The sequence below is a fragment of the Methylomonas sp. 2BW1-5-20 genome (genome assembly GCF_052474515.1).
Genome location: NZ_CP184127.1, coordinates 2708447 through 2725583 on the forward strand (window position 1 = coordinate 2708447; position 17137 = coordinate 2725583).

The following is a 17137-nucleotide window of genomic DNA, read 5'->3' on the forward strand; positions in this document are numbered from 1 at the left end:
TTGGCACTGGCGATAGATATGGCAGGAAAACCCATCCATGGGCAAGAGAAACTCCTTAAAACACACTGAATATCAAAAACTATATTTCATCCCCAACCACCAAGTTCTTGGTGCTCCGGGGCCATAGAATGTCGTGCCGCTTGGCGAATTTTGATATTGGCCATTGGCAATCCCAGCAGCGCCGAATTGGCCCGCCGTATAGTAATGTTCGTCAAGGATATTATTGACCTGACCGAACACCAGCAAGCCTTTAACAAACTCAGGCGCATAGCGCACCCCATAATTGACGACAACATAACCGGGAATCGTGCCGTTTGCTTGTTGAGCATTGTTTTCGTTACCTCTAACAAAGGATTGAGAGAAACCGATAATATTCAAATTGGTTCCCCATTCTTTGCTGAGCTGGTAATCAATATAGGTTTTAAAAGTATGCTTGGGCACCAATGGAATACGATTGCCTGGATTCACGGTAATAGTACTACCATCAGCCCCCGGATCACTTCCCGCCTGATTGTATTGGCTGTTGAGTATCTCGGTGGACTGATAAGTCGCATCCAAATACGTGTAATTTGCACCGATACTCCAGTCTTCAACCTTACGATCTAGGCTGGCTTCAATCCCCTGACGTTGTGTTTTACCAAAGTTTCTAAAATAGCCATACCCATTGGCTATAGTATCCGGCGCGGCGACAAATTGAATATCGTTGGTATTGATAATATTAAAATATCCAAGACTCCAATTTACCTTGCCCGGCAGTAGTCCCCTAAATCCGGCTTCCCAATTTTGGGTAATAACCTGTTTCAAACTGGGATCGCCCGCCATGGAGTTTGGCATTCTGCAAGGCTGGTTGGGATTGGCACAACCCAACTCAATAGTGGTTGGCGCGCGAGTGCCTTCGTTATAGCCTGCGTAGAAACCAATAGCCTCATAGGGGTTATACGTCAAACCAACCGCTGGATTGAATCGGTCGAAGACATGCTTGCCAGACAGGGATGCGCTCGGATCAATCACACCTGGATCATAATTATCAGCGCCCAATTCATGGTTGAGATAATGTTGATTGCTCAAAGCATCTTTATTACTGACCGAGGTGTAGTTATATCGACCTGAAGCCGTAATATGCAGATTTTTGGCGGGGCTAAAGGTATCTTCGGTAAAAAAACTCCAAGTGATAGTATCGCCACCAAGCGAAACGCGATTATCAACTTGAGCGCCGCCATCACCCGCGTCATTGAAATACAAGCCGTTATTGGTTGCAGTTGCCGACGCACCGCTTACCGCCGTCACGCTACCGTTAGGGTTCAAATAACCATATTGCCCGAACTGGTTATAGCCAATCACACTTTGGTCGTAGGCCCCACCAAATAAGAACTGATTATCCAAGCCAAACAATTTATCATCGAAAATCGCTTGGCCTTGCGCGCCCCAGTTTTGTTGTTGGGTGGTACTTTGAGTAATAATCCCAGTACATTTTTCACTGGGTTCGCCACTAGGATCGCCGCCGGCTGTAGTTGCCGCTGCTTGAGTGATACATCTATTGCTCGGAAATGCCGGATCCAAACTAGGATCTCTAATGCTCCTGTCCCCACCAAGACCAAACTGATAAACAGTTCCGCCGAAAGCATCCTGATTGATATCCCCATTCACGCTGCCGGTTTTAATATTCCGGTAATAAGTATTTCCAGCCAACACAACTTTGCTGTTAACTTGATATTTCCCTTCCAGGTTTAAAAACAGCGACCGGTTTTCAGTGATATCCGGCGTGGTATAAACACTGGTGTAATCCTGTTTTAAACCATCAACCGTCTGCAAGCCATTACCGATTAAGCTGTTATCGTTATAAGCCGTGGTCAATTTAAGATCGGTTTTTTCACCTTCCCAGCCAACTTTGCCGAAGATTTGCCGAACATTGGACGGCGAATACTGCCGCCAGCCTTGATCCTGATAGTAGTTGCCGGTGACAAACCAGTTCAGGCCCTGCTCTTTACTGTAGCCGCCATGTTCAAACTCGTAGGCATTGCGACCATATGCACCACCCAAGCCCTGAATAGAGGTGCCGGGATTACTCTTTCCATCCTTGGATTCCAGTGACAGAGCACCGCCCAAGGTATTTCTACCAAATAAAGGGTTTGAACCCGGCATCATGGCCATCGATTTAATAGCCGACCTGGGAATCAAATCCCAACTTACCACGTCTCCAAACGGTTGATTGAGTCTTACCCCATCCATATATACGGAAATACCTTGCGGCGTTCCCGACAAAGGCGAAGCCGTGAAGCCACGGTAATTGATATCCGGCTGAAAACCGTTGCCTTGCGTGTCGTTGACATAAACGCTACCCAATGACCGACTCATAAAATCAGTGATGTTGATCGCATTGGTTTTGCTAATGTCTTTATCGGTAGCCGTTTGCACTGGCGCGGGAATTTTGTCTTTGGTTTTACCTACCCCGTCCAATGGCGTGGTTTCAATCACTTCGACTTCAGAGAGTTCGTCGGGGGCTGTCTGCTCCGCGCCAAAAGCCTGGCTCATCATAAGCGCCATGGGGATGGCGTAAAGTGACTTCGGATAGATCAATTTCATAAGCTACGTTTGGTTCACTGTATTGGAGACCCGCCATTCTAAGTTCAACGCCTCCCAGCACCAATTAGGAATAATTCCCTTTTATAGCAATTCCAAATAGCAGCCGTAGATTGAGGTGCCCGGATAAAGGCAATGAAAGTGCGGCCAATAGCTCTTTCCCAAGCTATCGGTTATCTTCCTCTTGACTGGCATTGCGCAGTTGCCTGAATTTATTCGGCTTGACGCGTTTGATATTGAGCCGATGCGGCCCTATCGCCGCTTCCGTCAACACTTGAAAAATATCCGCCGGCATTCCATCCGGCAACTCCACCAGCGTATGCGTATCGCGAATATCGATTCTACCGATACGCTTCCTGTCTACGCCCGACTCTTCGATCAAAACCGCTTGAATATCCTCGCGGCTGACCTGATGTTGACTGCCGACGGCCAAACGATAGCGCACCATTTTATAGCTTGCATGCGGATTGCGGCTATGCGGCAAAGGAAGCAACAACTTGGGCTGTTGCTTACGCGCCGGATACAAATTTGGTTGACTTAAATAAACCAAGGCCGCGGCGCAAGTAAGCAGATCGATATCCAGTTCGGCGGCGGCACGCTGGATCAAGTCGCGCTGCATCGCCAGATCTTCCTCGGCGACTATCCGCTGCAAGCGTCGTTTGAACTTATCTTCCTTACGACTTTCGACAGAGAAAGCGCTCATAATCCCTTACAGTCTGTCCAGATCGATTTCTACGAATGCCTCGTCGCGTAAACGTCGCAACCATAATTCGGTTTCTTCCTCGATTTTACGCTTGCGGATTTCCTCGCGAATCTTGTCTTTTTTGAATTGTTCGCTGTTATCCTGATTTTCGCGGCCCAACACCTGGATCATGTGCCAACCGAATTGGGTTTGCACCGGCTGACTGATCTCGTTAATCGCCAGTTTGTTCATCGCCTCCTCGAACGGCGGCACCAAGGCGCCCGGCCCTACCCAATCCAGCGAACCGCCGTTGATCGCGGAACCTTTGTCGTCGGAATGGGCGCGGGCCAGATTGGCAAAGTCGTCGCCGTCGTTGATCCGCTCTCTCAGCGCCAATAAGCGTTTTTGGGCTTCGGCGTCGTCAACCAGTTCGTTGGTCTTGATCAGAATATGCCTGACCTTGGTTTTGGTAACGATATGCTGACCGGCACCCTCGGTTTCCAGCATCTTAATGATATGAAAACCGCTGGGGCTGCGAATCGCTTCCGACACGTCGCCTTGATTCATTGTCGTAACGACTTCGGTAAACAGCGATGGAATTTGACCAATGCTGCGCCAACCCAGGTCGCCGCCCTTCAATGCATTGTCGTCATCGGACACGCCGACAGCCACTTGCTTAAAATCCTTGCCGCCGCGCAGATCCGCGATGACTTGATCTGCCTTGTCCTTGGCTTTTTGGATTGCGGCGGCCGAAGCGCCCTCCGGCACGGCGATCAAAATATGCCCCAAATGGTATTGGGAGTTACTTTGACCGGCTTTGCTCTGGGTCTCCATATAATGCAGCACCTCGGCATCGGTCACCTTGACCCGCGAACCTATTTCCCGCCCGCGCAACTGATTGATGATGATTTCGTTGCGCAGATTATCCTCAAAGCTTTTGTAATCCATACCTTGCTTGGCTAATTCGCTGCGAAAGGCCTCTACCGACATACCGTTGCGGCTGGCAATGTCGCTTACCGACGCGCTCAGCATTTCATCGCTCACCTGAACTCCCGATTTAGCCGCTAATTGCCGCTGTAATTTGTCGACTACCATCCGTTCCAGAACCTGTTTGCGCAACACGAATTCAGGCGGAATCATCACATTGCTGCTTCTCAGCTTGTTGGTAATAGCCGCAACTTCGTTATTCAGCTCGCGCTCCAAAATCACATCCTCTTCCACCACGGCAACTATCCGATCCAACAACTGCGCCTGAATCGGGCCGGCATAGCCGCTTAACAGCAAACAGAAAATCAATATCCCTTTTTTTATCATGCTTCGCTTACTCAAAATAGCTGGCTTTGCGGTAGCCGTTCAGGTTGGTTTGCAGGAAAGTATCGACGTTGTCGCCGAAACTGCTGAGGCCTTTCAACTCCAGTTGCACGAAAAACGCGGTTTCGGGCTTGGTTGTCGGATCGACAAAGGCAATAGTGTTGGCACCATTAATAAATCGACGTCCCAGAATACGGAAGCGCCAGCAGCAGTTTTCCTTTTCCAGACCGATAAAACTCTCCGTGGTTTTGTCGAAATTTAACGAATACTGCCAACGTCCAAAACCATACCATTCACCGAATAACGGCAAGCGGAACGACACATCGGTTTGGGAAATGGTTTGTAGACTATCCAACGGATTACGGCGATAACGGTAGCCAAGGTTAAGGATTTCATTGGGCTGTCTGCGATATTTCAAAGCCACTTGGCCTCTGGCAAAACCGTTGGTTTCGGGATCCCATTGGGTGCCGGTCATATAGGATAGATTTTTACTAAATTGACCACTAAGCTCGCCTATCAGGTTGGAGGTATTGCTTGTTTGCGGCGCCGTGTACGGATGCAGCGTGGGATCGTTTTTATCGTACAAATCCACCGTTCTATCTTGAAAATAAAGAATCTGCCCGACACTCAATTTCAACGGCTCCAGGCCGGTATTCGAATCGATGAAGCGCGATGTAGCCGCCAAAGTAACCTGATTGGCATCCTGAATCCGGTCGGAGCCGGAAAAGCGGTTCTCGCGGAACAAGCTGTAGAAGTTGGTATCGAACAGTGCCGTATCGAAAATGGGGATATTGCTTTGATCCTTACGCGGAATGTATAGATAGAACGCCTGCGGCTCCAAAGTATGCAAATACGACGAACCGCCAAAACTCACATCTTTCTCGAACATCATGCCGCTATTAACCGAAAATATCGGCAAGGTACGGCTGATAGTGCTCGGCTGACCGGCAGAGGTTTGATTGCTCAGTTGGTATTGGGTGTATTGACCGGTAATTCTAGGAATGAAATAACCCGCGCTGCTCTCCAGCGGCAAACTCAGCGACGGCGCGATATTGAAGCGCTGACCGTTGACCAAGGTGTTGTGGTAGAAGTGAGTAAATTCGTTATTCATCCCCAAAGTGATCGGCATGCTGTCGAAGGCATGAGCAAAATTCAAAGTAACCCTAGGCAGCATATCGTACGGCAACATTGCATCGGTGATGGTTTTATCCACCGATTGGTAATGATAGGCGCCGACAGACATGTTCACGCCGGTTCCGGCAACCGACCCGCCGTAACCGATTAGCGCAGTGCTTGGCAAATAGCTGGTATTTTGAAAACCCAAGGCGTTGTTCAAATCGTTGAAGTAGGTCTTGTCGGACACATAATTCAAATCCAGCAAGGAACTGAAACCCGGCAGAAAGGTGGTCTGATCCTTCCAACTGGCGGAGTAGCGGGCCTTATTGACCAATTGGTCGTTAGGCATATATTCGGCCGAAAACGTTCCTCTGGACATGTCGGTCAAATAGCGGAATTTATTACGCAGTTGTTCGCCCCGCTTACTCATGTAACGCGGCGTGACAATATCGTCGAAGTTGGGCGCGATATTCCAATAAAACGGTACCGAAACGTCAAAACCGTTACGTTGCGTACTACCCCAGGTCGGCGCCAACAAACCGGACAAACGCCGATTATCGGTAGGGAAGGAAATGTACGGCGTATAAAGTACCGGCACACCTTTGAATTCCAACCAGGCGTTTTTCGCCGAACCCTGTCCGCTCTCCCGGTTGATTTTCATCCGCGAAGCATGCACGATCCAATCCTGATTGCCGGGCGCGCAGCTAGTGAAGGCAGCATCGTTGTAACGCGACAAACTTTTGCTGTCGCGATAGACCACGTCGGCATTACCGCGAAACGGCGCTTCGGCTACGATAAATTGCGCTTTTCTCAGGCGCGCTTCGTCCTTACCGAGGCTCAAGGATGCGGTCTCGCTGGAGAACGCCATTTGATCTTCACTGTATAACACGCTGCCTTGTGCATCCAAGGTCTCAGCGACAGTATCATAACTAGCCTTGTCCGCGATCAAATGTTGATCGGCACGCACCATGTCGACGTTGCCGGCAAAGTTCAAAACCTCGCCATCGAATACTTGCGAAAAGTCGGCGTTAATGTCGGTGACAGCCGCATCGCGAACTTCGGCAGAGGTTGCCCTGATTTTGTGTTTTTTCCCGCCCCATACTTCGCAGCTTTGCCAAGGATCCCGATCGAATTCGGCGCGCAGGGTTTGAAAATCACGCTCCTGCCTGCGATCAAAGGTCGGCGTAAACCAATACGAATTAGTTGCCACATCGCTGCTACCGCCATCAGCCACGACATGCGCTTCGCCTTTCGGATCCGCCCCAACCAAATTACAATTCCAACCGCTCTTGTCGTCGCCGGTTTTACAGGTCCACCCCGGCACCTTGCCCGATGCATTGGCCGTTTCAGTCTTGGGTTCGACTTTTTCCAGCACGGGTTTTTGATTTTCAGTCACTTTAACCCGCAGCTTTTGCGGCTCGGCAGCCGCTTTCTCAACCGCCTTTTCTACGACATTGACTTTTTCAGGCTCGGGTTGCGGCTTAGCGGCTTGCTGAACCGGCGCAGGCGTCGCTTGAGCCGGCGGCTGAGCGACAGTTTCCGGTTGTTTTGGTTTGGAGTCGGCCGGTACGGCAGGCTTAATAACCTGCGGCTGCGCAGGCTCAGTACCGGCCGGGGTTTGATTCAAGCAGGTCCATTCGCCATTTTTGGTTTGCTCACAATTCCAGGCCGCATTATTGGCGGCAGAGGCAACGCCCGTAAAAAACAGTAATGCTGATGAAATTGTATAAAACCGATAATTCATGTGTTGGCGAATGCAGCTAAATTGACTTAGCGGAATGGAAATCGAATAAAATGCTTCCCGCCATTTTACCTTAGGTTGCCCCGCAATTAATAAATAATGTATGTTTCCAGCTCAGACCGCCGCCTGGCGGAGCTTGTCGATTGGCTAAATAACGACCTCGCGCTTGATATTCAACAACTCACGCCGGCATCCAGCGATGCTAGTTTCAGGCGGTATTTTAGAGTGGCTCACAGCGGTGGTTGCCACATTGCAATGGACGCGCCGCCGGACAAGGAAAATATCGAGCCGTTTGTTCGGGTTGCCGCGCTGCTAAAAGCCGCGGATATTCATGTACCCGACATTTATCGGCAAAATCTTAGGCAAGGTTTTCTCTTACTGGAGGATTTAGGCTCGGTAAGCTTTCTCGATCAACTTCAAGCCAACAATGCCGACGCGCTCTATCAGCAAGCCCAAGATAGCCTACTGAAATTACAACTTGGCATCGACATTAAAAACTGCGGGCTACCGACTTACGATAGCGCTTTGTTGACCAGAGAACTGGGCATTTTTTACGAATGGTTTCTGGAAAAACTAGTTGGCGTCTCGATTCCCAAGTCCATCTCGCTCAAACTCAATCAAATCCTAATCGATTCAGCGCTTGAACAGCCGCAAGTCTGCGTGCACCGCGACTACCACTCCCGCAATCTGATGTTTCTGGAACACGCTGCGCCGGGCGTAATCGACTTTCAAGATGCGGTGATAGGGCCGATCAGCTACGATTTGGTCTCGCTGCTGCGCGACTGCTACATAGCCTGGCCTGAACCGCAGGTAAATAGCTGGGTTCACAACTATTATCAACGCCTCCGCGCGGCCGGCCTACTCGAGGCTGAATACTCACAATTCAAACGCTGGTTTGATCTGATGGGCATGCAGCGCCATTTGAAAGCAGTTGGTATCTTCGCCAGACTACATCTGCGCGACGGCAAATCAGGTTATCTGGCCGATATCCCTCGCACCTTAAGCTACATCGGCTCGGTTTGCGAGCATTATCCGGAATTGGCCGAAGTTAGCCAATTTCTGCAACAACAAGTCTCTCCCGTTTACCGAGCCTTAACATGAAAGCCATGATATTAGCCGCCGGACGCGGCGAAAGAATGCGGCCATTGACCGACCACACCCCCAAACCCCTGCTAACAGCCGCCGGTAAAGCGCTGATCGAATACAATATTGAAAATTTGGTGGCCGCTGGTTTTACCGAGCTAATTATCAACATCGCCCACCTGGGCGACCAGATTAAATATTATTGTGGCGACGGCACGCGCTGGAATGCGTCCATTATTTATTCGGACGAAGGCGAAACCGCACTGGAAACCGCCGGCGGCATCGCCAAGGCCTTGCCCCTGCTGGGCGACCAGCCGTTTTTAGTGCTTAACGCCGATATTGTTTGCAACTATCCGCTAGCCGATTTACGCAAACGGGACATCGATCTGGCGCACTTGGTGATGATTAACAACCCGCCGCATCATCCGGAAGGCGATTTCGCCATCAACGCCAAGGGCTTATTGTCGGATCAAGAACCGAATAAACTCACTTTCAGCGGCATCGGTGTTTACCATCCCCAGCTTTTCTACGATATCCCCGCCGCACCCTTGAAACTAAAACCGGTATTAAACCGGGCAATACAGCAACAACGAATTAGCGGCGAGAAATTTTCCGGCTTGTGGATGGATATTGGCACTCCGGAACGTTTGCAACGTTTGGCGGATATGGTGACGGACGGAGAATTTAATAATCGGCCGGCATTGGCTTAGCGCCCAATTAAAAAGGTTTAACTACCGCCAACACCACAATTGCGAATAAAAACAACACCGGAATCTCGTTGATCCAGCGAAAATAGACGTGCGAACGGCGATTGCGATCATATTTGAAATCGAGCAACCATTTGGCGCAACACAAATGGTAAATCACCAGCAAACCTAACAAAGCCAACTTAAGATGCAACCAACCGCTACCGGAATACAGCATCCAGGCATAATCGCCCAACATCCAGCCTCCGAAGATAAACGTGCAAATCATACCCGGCGTCATGATGCCGTAGTACAGTTTGCGCTCCATCACCTTGAAGCGCTCGTTACTTATTTGGTCGTCGGTCATCGCGTGGTAAACAAATAACCTAGGCAAATAAAACAGCCCGGCAAACCAGGTAACCATAAAAATCAAATGCAGCGCTTTTAACCAGAGCATGAGTCGCCTATAGCACTAACGTAATACATCGTTATTCTCCCCCGGCGAAATCACCCGCGGCGGCGGCACTAGCGGCATCCCGGTCTGCGGGGCGACTATGAATACCCGGTTGTTGTTTTGCTGCGCTTGCCTCTCCAAAGCAGCCGCCTGCCGCTGTTCCGCTTCAACTTGCTGCTGCTGAGCAATCGCGCTTTGCTTTAGCGCATTAGTCGATTCGGTTTGATTTTTCAGCATTGCATCGCGGCGCTCCGCCTCCTGCTTAGCCGCTTTGGCGGCTTCTTGTTCGTTCTGTAGCGCTTCCATTCTGGCTTTAGCCGCCGCCTCTTGCGCTTCACTTGCATGTATATCCAGTTGAACGGCTTTATCGTTAGTTTGGCAAGGTCTCGCTTGATAAACGGTTTTACCGTCCTTACCAATACATTTGAATACTTCCGCATTGGCTGTCTGCCAACCCAGAACCATCGCCATCAATATAAACACCTTCATCGGGCACCTCGCCAGAACACTATTTGCTGGCCCATAGTTTAGGGGAAAAACCTAGCCGCTTTTCAATACGTCGAAAAAATCCTTTCGCAACAACCGGCGATGCGGCAATCATAGCTGAATCGCTTAGGTTCCCAACTCTTCGTCGGTAATTTCTGTCAACGCATCCCGATGTTCTCGACGAATTAACATCAAGTTTCTGGCATAAACAAAAGTGCCGGGCATTTGCCCCAAAATAATCACCGGATCGACCCGATGAATACCGTACGCCAATACAATGACACCGCCCGACAGGCTAAAGTACCAAAAGCTGACCGGAATGATACTCTTCTGATGGCGTTCGCTGTGTATCCATTGGACAATAAAACGCATCATGAATAGCGTTTGCCCCACCAAGCCGATACTAAGCCAAATAATGTCGTTCGAATCCATGCTTGATAAATGGTGCTGCCATTTATCGATTAAGTGAGTAAAAAAATAGACTATGCCATTTTCCATGTTAGCGACTCCTAAAATACGGCGCGAGACAACACAATGGGTGCCAACTATCAACCACGCGCAACTTCACTGACCACAGGCAGACTGTGGCGCTTTTTCAGCCAAACCACGCCAGCCAGATCGACGATACCGACCAACGCGCGGTCCAGCGTCCCATATTTGGATTGCCCGAAGTTTCTTGGCCGGTGATTCACCTTAACGGAAATCACGTTTCCGCCCGCCATCTGCATCAAGGCTGGCAAGAAGCGATGGATATGATCGAAATAAGGTAAAGCCAAAAACCGCTCACGCAGAAAAAGCTTCAGCCCGCAACCGGTATCGGGTGTGGCATCATGCAAAATGGCCTGACGAATGGCATTGGCGAATTTTGAAGAAAACTTCCGCCACCCCGTGTCGTTACGCTGATGGCGAAACCCGGCCAGCATCCACAAACGACTATCGTTTTGTTGCTGCCAGACCGCCACCAGATTGGGAATATCCGCAGGATCGTTCTGCCCGTCTCCATCCAAGGTCGCAATCCAAGGATATTGCGCAGCCAGTACCCCACTATGAACCGCCCGGCTTTGCCCGCAGCTACGCTGGTGCCGTAATACACGCAGTGCCGGGTATTGTTGCATGGCGTTTTGCAATTTAGCACCGGTATCGTCCGTGCTGCCGTCATCGACAAAAATCATTTCGTAAGCATCATGACTGCTCAGAGCCTGATGAATTTCCGCTATCAGCGTTTCGACATTGTCCGTCTCGTTATGCACGGGCACCACTACAGAAATCTTCATAGTTCGGTAAAAGTTGAAAAAGTTGTGAATTGTATCAAACGCTTATGCATGGATAACGAATTTATTGGAATAGGTCTACAGCGGCTTCAGTTCCGCAAACCGCTCTGCATGCCTAAAAACCAGCCAATACTCCCGATGCGGCTGTGCATAAGCAGCTTCAGCTTCGTCCGGCTTATCCCGTTCCAAAGAAATCAGATAGCCTCCCGCATGCTGCCCTGCCCAGTCGGCAAGCCGTTCGGCTGGCAGAACGGGTAGCGGCCGAGTTAAACGTCCCAAGAAATTTAACTGTCCCTGGTAATTGCCAACATACGCATACGGTACATTTTGTTCGCTAAATCCCTGCACTTGTATTGCTGCCGGTCGTAGGTCATATGCCAAACCGGCATACCTAAAGAAAAAGATAAAACCGACAAAAATCGCCGCCACCAAAGCCGTCGAGACCGCCAACGCCGACAATTTACGCCGATACCAAACAGACATCGCTAACGCAAAGGCGATTCCAAGTACGCTAAGCCCCCAAAACGGCTGAACGGTTTGCACCCAATTCAATTTGGCCAGCCCCGGCACCTTGGGCAATAAGGCCAAAAATACACCTACCAAGCCGAACATACCAGGCACCAGCAAATCACTGCCGATACGCTGTTTTTGTTCCGACAACGTCAACACGCGCGCCACTAACAAAGCAAATGCCGGCAACATAGGAATCAGATAATGAATCTGCTTACTGGGCAACAAGGAAAAAATCAGGCAGGTTGACACCAGCCACACTAGACAAAAACGCAGGCCATGGTCGGTAAAAAACCGGCTACCGCGCAGACTGCTCCAGAAATGCGGCCAGAACAACCAGGGGAACAAAAACATCGGCAAAAAAGGCAGATACCAGAAGAATGAGCGGGTATGAATTTTAGTACTTACCGTGCGATCGGCGGTCTGATGCCAAAGTATCGCATTGGCGTATTCCTCGCCACCGGCAATGGCCGCCGGAACTGCCCAAATCAGCGCTATTGCCGCCCCCATCAAAACAGCCAAACACAAACAGCCGAACCAGCGCGAATAACTAAGCGGACGTTGCCTCCAGACGAAAACCAAAATAGCGGCAGGCAATAAATGCAGAAAAACCACCGGCCCTTTGCTCAGGATGCCCATGCCCATTGCCATGGCAAGCATTATCCAACCTTTCCTCGCCTTACCCCGCATAGCCTCCAGTAAGCCCAACATTCCCAGCAATACCCACGCTGTCAGCAGAATATCGAACATAGTGGAAGAGGCAAACAAGGCCCACAACAAAGTGGCAATCAGTATCCAAGGCGCAAGTAATGCCACGAGCGCCGACTCTGGCCAAAGTTTCTCAGCCAGTTTCCGCGTCAGGAACAAATTGGCCAATGCCGCAAACGGCCCCACCAAACTTGGCCACCAGGCGTTGACGCCGAACACAGCCCAACCGGCTTGAATCAACCAAAACAACAAGGGCGGTTTGTGACTATAAGTTTGGCCGTTTAAATACGGTACTAAAAAATCGTCGCGCAGCCACATTTCCCATGCCACGCTCAAATAGCGGGTTTCATCGATAGGAATCGGTGAACGAAAAAAAACGGTTGCGGTCAGCAGCAGCCAAAGCGGCATGATGCCCCAGCGATATATAACAGTATCGGGTATGTTCATTGTTCGAGAGAATATGGATAACTTACAGCTAAGCTTTCTGCAAAACTTGTCGACGGCAGTTCTATCAATAAAGACTTAAAGCGGGTTTTATGCCAACGACATTGCAAACGACACGGACCCAAACTAGGAAAGTCAAAACAAAAACCGGCGGTGACGGTTGAAAAAACCGCTCCGTGGATTGAATTGTCCCGGCTAACATGAGGCATTATGCAGCCAATAAGCGCCAACGCAATTCCTCGCCGGCACGCAAGGGCGTGATCGCAATGTCGTCACCGACATACGCCTCCGGAACAGTCCAAGGTTGTTTTTCTAACGTTACGCTGGCGGAATTGCGCGGCAAGCCGTAAAAATCCGCTCCGTAAAAACTGGCAAACCCTTCCAGTTTATCCAGCGCGCCGGCCTGTTCGAAAGCCTCCGCATATAACTCCAAGGCCGCATGCGCGCTATAACACCCGGCACAACCGCAGCTATTTTCTTTCATGCCCGTTAAATGCGGAGCGCTATCGGTGCCGAGGAAAAACTTGGGATTGCCGCTTGTTGCCGCCTTTAATAAGGTTTGACGATGGTGTTCGCGTTTCAGGATAGGCAAACAATAATAGTGCGGACGAATACCGCCAGCCAGAATCGCGTTACGGTTGTAGAGCAAATGCTGCGGAGTAATAGTCGCGGCGACATTTGCGCCGGCAGCTTCGACAAATTGCACCGCTTCCTGGGTCGTCAGATGCTCGACAACGATGCGCAGTGCCGGGAATTGCTGAGTTAGTTTGCTTAATTTGCTATCGATAAAAATTTTTTCGCGATCGAAAATATCGTGCTCGGCATCGGTAACCTCGCCATGAATCAGTAGCGGTACTCGGTATTTCTCCATTGCCGCGAACAACGGATAAGCTGCTTCGATGTCGGCTACACCGGCATCGGAATTGGTAGTCGCACCGGCGGGATACAATTTGAAAGCGTGCACATGCTCGGCATCGGCCACTTTTTTGATTTCATCCACTGACGTATTCGCCGTGAGGTACAAGGCCATCAAAGGCTGAAACGCCGAGCCTTGCGGCAATGCAGCCAAAATTTCCTGCCTGTAAAGTAAAGCCTGCTCCACCGTTGTTACCGGGGGTTTCAGATTGGGCATGATAATCGCGCGCCCGAACTGCTTGGCCGTATGCCCGATCACCATTTTTAAAATACTGCCGGTTCTGACATGCAAATGCCAATCGTCGGCTTGGCCGATGGTCAATTTATCCATAATGTTCGGGCGTTTTCATTTAAAATAGCTAGTTATTCTAACATTAAGGGCCTTGAAAATTTAAAACCCCGCCCTTAGTAAGCCGATTTAGACACTTTTAACTGGAGAAGCAGATGCCTATTTACGAATACCAATGCAATGCTTGCGGACATGAACACGAAGCCCTGCAAAAACTGGGTGCCGAACCCTTAGTCGTTTGCCCCGCCTGCAACGAAGCGGAGTTAAAAAAGAAAATATCCGCGGCGGGATTTCGTCTGAAAGGCGGCGGCTGGTACGAAACCGATTTTAAAAGCGGCAACAAAAAAAACGTCGCCGGCGAAAGCAAAGCACCGGAAAAAGCCAGCAGTTGCAGCGGCTGTCCCAACCATAACCACTAGGAAACCCATGCCTCGTCTTTCCAAAAACGAGCCTTTCCTATTTTTTACCCACCCCCGATTTTGATTAACCTGAGAACAACTATGCGTAGCCACAAGTGTGGAGAATTGAACACCCAACATTTAGGTCAAACCGTTGCCCTATGCGGCTGGGTACACCGTCGCCGTGATCACGGCGGCGTTATTTTTATCGACCTGAGAGACCGCGCCGGCCTGGTGCAAGTGGTGTTCGATCCCGATATGGCTGAAAGCTTTGCGATTGCCGAACACGTGCGTAGCGAATATGTGCTGCGCATCGAAGGCGTCGTGCGCGACCGCCCGGAGGGTACGCATAACCCGAATATGTCCACCGGCCAAATCGAAGTGCTGGGCAAACACATCGAAGTACTGAACGAATCGGAAACGCCACCGTTCCCCTTAGAAAGCGATATAGAAGTCAACGAAGAAACCCGTTTGCGCTTCCGTTACATTGATCTGCGCCGCACCGCGATGCAGCAAAAAATGAAGGTACGCCGCGATGTGACCCGCAATCTGCGCCAGTATCTGGACGATCACGAGTTTTTCGAAATCGAAACGCCCTATTTGACCAAGGCTACGCCGGAAGGTGCACGCGATTACATCGTGCCCAGCCGGACTCACCAAAACTCGTTCTTCGCCTTGCCGCAGTCGCCGCAGCTTTACAAACAGCTGCTGATGATTGCCGGCATGGACCGCTACTATCAAGTGGTACGTTGCTTCCGCGACGAAGACTTGCGGGCTGATCGCCAGCCGGAATTTACCCAGCTGGATATCGAAACTTCGTTCATGAACGAACAAGAAATCATGGCAATCATGGAAGAAATGATCCGCCGCTTGTTCAAGGAAATTATTGACGTCGATTTGGGCGATCAATTTCCGGTAATCAGTTACTCGGAAGCGATGCGCCGTTACGGCTCCGACCGTCCGGACCTGCGCATCCCGCTGGAATTGGTGGATATTGCCGAGGAAATGAAAGACGTCGATTTCAAAGTCTTCTCCGGCCCGGCCAACGACCCGAACGGCCGCGTAGTTGCGATGCGCCTACCGGAAGGTGGCGACTTGAGCCGCAGCGTGATCGACGAATTGACCAAATTTGTCGGCATTTACGGCGCCAAAGGTTTGGCTTATATCAAAGTTAACGACTTGGCCGCAGGCGTCGAAGGCTTGCAATCGCCTATCGTCAAATTTGCTCCAGCCGAAGTATGGGCCAAAGTGATGGAGAAAGTCGGCGCTCAGAACGGCGATTTGATTTTCTTCGGTGCCGATAAAACCGGTATCGTCAACGAAGCGATGGGCGCACTACGGGTTAAACTGGGCCTGGACCGCAACCTGTTGACCGGCCCCTGGAAACCTTTGTGGGTCGTGGACTTCCCGATGTTCGCCTGGGATGAAAAAGCCCAACGTTTTACCGCTATCCACCATCCGTTTACCGCACCGAGCTGCTCGGTGGAAGATTTGGTCGCCAATCCTGGCACCGCCTTGTCGCGCGCTTACGATTTAGTATTGAACGGCACCGAAGTGGGTGGCGGCTCGATCCGGATCAACCGCACCGCGATGCAACAAACCGTATTCGACATTCTTGGTATCGGCCACGAAGAAGCCCGCGAAAAATTCGGCTTCCTGTTGGATGCCTTGAAATACGGCGCGCCGCCCCACGGCGGTATCGCGTTTGGTTTGGACCGTTTGGTGATGTTGATGACCGGTGCCAGCTCGATCCGCGACGTAATTGCGTTCCCGAAAACTCAAACCGCTGCTTGCCCGCTGTTTAATGCCCCGGCATTGGTCAGCGAAGAGCAACTGAAGGAACTAGGCATCAGATTGCGTAACCCTGCCGGCAAAACCGAAAAGCAGGATTAACCCACGCTTAAGAGCGGGCAAATTTGCCCGCTCTTTTCCATGACTGCCTTACTTGTTATCCCCCTCGCTCCGCCCCAACCGTCCGCACAACAGTTCAATACTGGCATTGATATACATCAATAAATCACCGCAAATACTCGTTGACTTTTTTTGCCATATTGATAATTTAATCACGTTATTTTTATTAAATAACAGATCCCGGTCGCGGATCTTCGCATGGCATAAGGATTACCGCCCAACACTCCGAATGAGGAGGGGGATGCTATGAATAAAATAACTCCACATCTACTTCGCGATTTAAACGCCACAGTCCCGGAAGGCACAGAGTGCTATCTGTGTTCCGCAGTCAGACGGGCTCTGAGCAATTACCGTAACGGTCGCGAACCCGTGACTTACCTGGATAAAGATCAAGCTCTACCGATGCTGGCGCAACGCCTTGGCCGTGGCCTCAGACGTTTTTTTATGGACGACATTCAAAACGCACTGGATGCAGCGGATCATCCGGACCAACAAAAAAGCTCACTTAGCTGGCCTTATTAAGCAAACCGATTAATCGTTTTTAGGGAAATC

Annotated in this window: 15 protein-coding genes; 5 read left to right on the forward strand and 10 right to left on the reverse strand. The window is 50.4% G+C overall.

Annotated features, from left to right (window positions below):
• Positions 1-72: 72 nt before the first annotated feature.
• The 4 genes from ACH50O_RS12380 to lptD form a co-directional block, all read right to left on the reverse strand.
• Entirely contained in the window at positions 73-2583 is a 2511-nt protein-coding gene (locus ACH50O_RS12380) for a TonB-dependent receptor (protein ID WP_446808098.1), read from the reverse strand.
• Between the two features lie 163 nt (positions 2584-2746).
• Positions 2747-3283 (reverse strand): DbpA RNA binding domain-containing protein, encoded by a 537-nt coding sequence (locus ACH50O_RS12385; protein WP_446808099.1) that lies wholly within the window; start codon positions 3281-3283, stop codon positions 2747-2749.
• 6 nt (positions 3284-3289) lie between these two features.
• On the reverse strand, positions 3290-4576 hold the full coding sequence (locus ACH50O_RS12390) for a peptidylprolyl isomerase (RefSeq protein ID WP_446808100.1): 1287 nt from the start codon (positions 4574-4576) through the stop codon (positions 3290-3292).
• 7 nt (positions 4577-4583) lie between these two features.
• The gene (lptD, locus tag ACH50O_RS12395) at positions 4584-7433 is read right to left on the reverse strand and encodes an LPS assembly protein LptD (protein WP_446808101.1); all 2850 of its coding nucleotides are present in this window, start codon (positions 7431-7433) and stop codon (positions 4584-4586) included.
• Positions 7434-7529: 96 nt separating this feature from the next.
• Between lptD and ACH50O_RS12400 the strand changes: the two genes are divergently transcribed.
• Both ACH50O_RS12400 and murU read left to right on the forward strand, forming a co-directional pair.
• Positions 7530-8531, forward strand: coding sequence for an aminoglycoside phosphotransferase family protein (locus ACH50O_RS12400; protein WP_446808102.1), 1002 nt, complete (start codon positions 7530-7532; stop codon positions 8529-8531).
• Positions 8528-9223, forward strand: a complete 696-nt coding sequence (gene murU, locus ACH50O_RS12405) for an N-acetylmuramate alpha-1-phosphate uridylyltransferase MurU (RefSeq protein ID WP_446808103.1) — start codon at positions 8528-8530, stop codon at positions 9221-9223. The genes ACH50O_RS12400 and murU overlap by 4 nt, the downstream gene beginning before the upstream one ends.
• A gap of 7 nt (positions 9224-9230) precedes the next feature.
• Here murU and hemJ read toward each other — a convergent pair whose 3' ends face one another.
• The 6 genes from hemJ to pyrC all read right to left on the reverse strand — a co-directional run bounded on the left by hemJ (position 9231) and on the right by pyrC (position 14318).
• The gene (gene hemJ, locus ACH50O_RS12410) at positions 9231-9656 is read right to left on the reverse strand and encodes a protoporphyrinogen oxidase HemJ (protein WP_446808104.1); all 426 of its coding nucleotides are present in this window, start codon (positions 9654-9656) and stop codon (positions 9231-9233) included.
• 15 nt (positions 9657-9671) lie between these two features.
• Complete coding sequence (locus ACH50O_RS12415) at positions 9672-10142, reverse strand: DUF4124 domain-containing protein (protein ID WP_446808105.1); 471 nt, start codon at positions 10140-10142, stop codon at positions 9672-9674.
• 123 nt (positions 10143-10265) lie between these two features.
• Positions 10266-10637 carry a lipid-A-disaccharide synthase N-terminal domain-containing protein gene (locus ACH50O_RS12420; RefSeq protein ID WP_446808106.1) on the reverse strand — a complete coding sequence of 124 codons (372 nt, stop codon included), beginning with the start codon at positions 10635-10637 and terminating at the stop codon, positions 10266-10268.
• A gap of 50 nt (positions 10638-10687) precedes the next feature.
• The gene (locus ACH50O_RS12425) at positions 10688-11413 is read right to left on the reverse strand and encodes a glycosyltransferase family 2 protein (protein WP_446808107.1); all 726 of its coding nucleotides are present in this window, start codon (positions 11411-11413) and stop codon (positions 10688-10690) included.
• A gap of 75 nt (positions 11414-11488) precedes the next feature.
• Positions 11489-13075: an ArnT family glycosyltransferase gene (locus tag ACH50O_RS12430; protein WP_446808108.1), complete on the reverse strand. Its 1587-nt coding sequence runs from the start codon at positions 13073-13075 to the stop codon at positions 11489-11491.
• 205 nt (positions 13076-13280) lie between these two features.
• Positions 13281-14318: a dihydroorotase gene (pyrC, locus tag ACH50O_RS12435; RefSeq protein WP_446808109.1), complete on the reverse strand. Its 1038-nt coding sequence runs from the start codon at positions 14316-14318 to the stop codon at positions 13281-13283.
• A 113-nt stretch (positions 14319-14431) separates the two neighbouring features.
• Here pyrC and ACH50O_RS12440 point away from each other — a divergent pair, with 113 nt between their 5' ends.
• The 3 genes from ACH50O_RS12440 (at position 14432) to ACH50O_RS12450 (ending at position 17107) form a co-directional block, all read left to right on the forward strand.
• The gene (locus tag ACH50O_RS12440; RefSeq protein ID WP_205450958.1) at positions 14432-14695 is read left to right on the forward strand and encodes an FmdB family zinc ribbon protein; all 264 of its coding nucleotides are present in this window, start codon (positions 14432-14434) and stop codon (positions 14693-14695) included.
• An 81-nt stretch (positions 14696-14776) separates the two neighbouring features.
• On the forward strand, positions 14777-16567 hold the full coding sequence (aspS, locus tag ACH50O_RS12445) for an aspartate--tRNA ligase (RefSeq protein WP_446808110.1): 1791 nt from the start codon (positions 14777-14779) through the stop codon (positions 16565-16567).
• A gap of 264 nt (positions 16568-16831) precedes the next feature.
• Positions 16832-17107 carry a hypothetical protein gene (locus ACH50O_RS12450; protein ID WP_446808111.1) on the forward strand — a complete coding sequence of 92 codons (276 nt, stop codon included), beginning with the start codon at positions 16832-16834 and terminating at the stop codon, positions 17105-17107.
• The last annotated feature ends 30 nt before the right edge of the window (positions 17108-17137 follow it).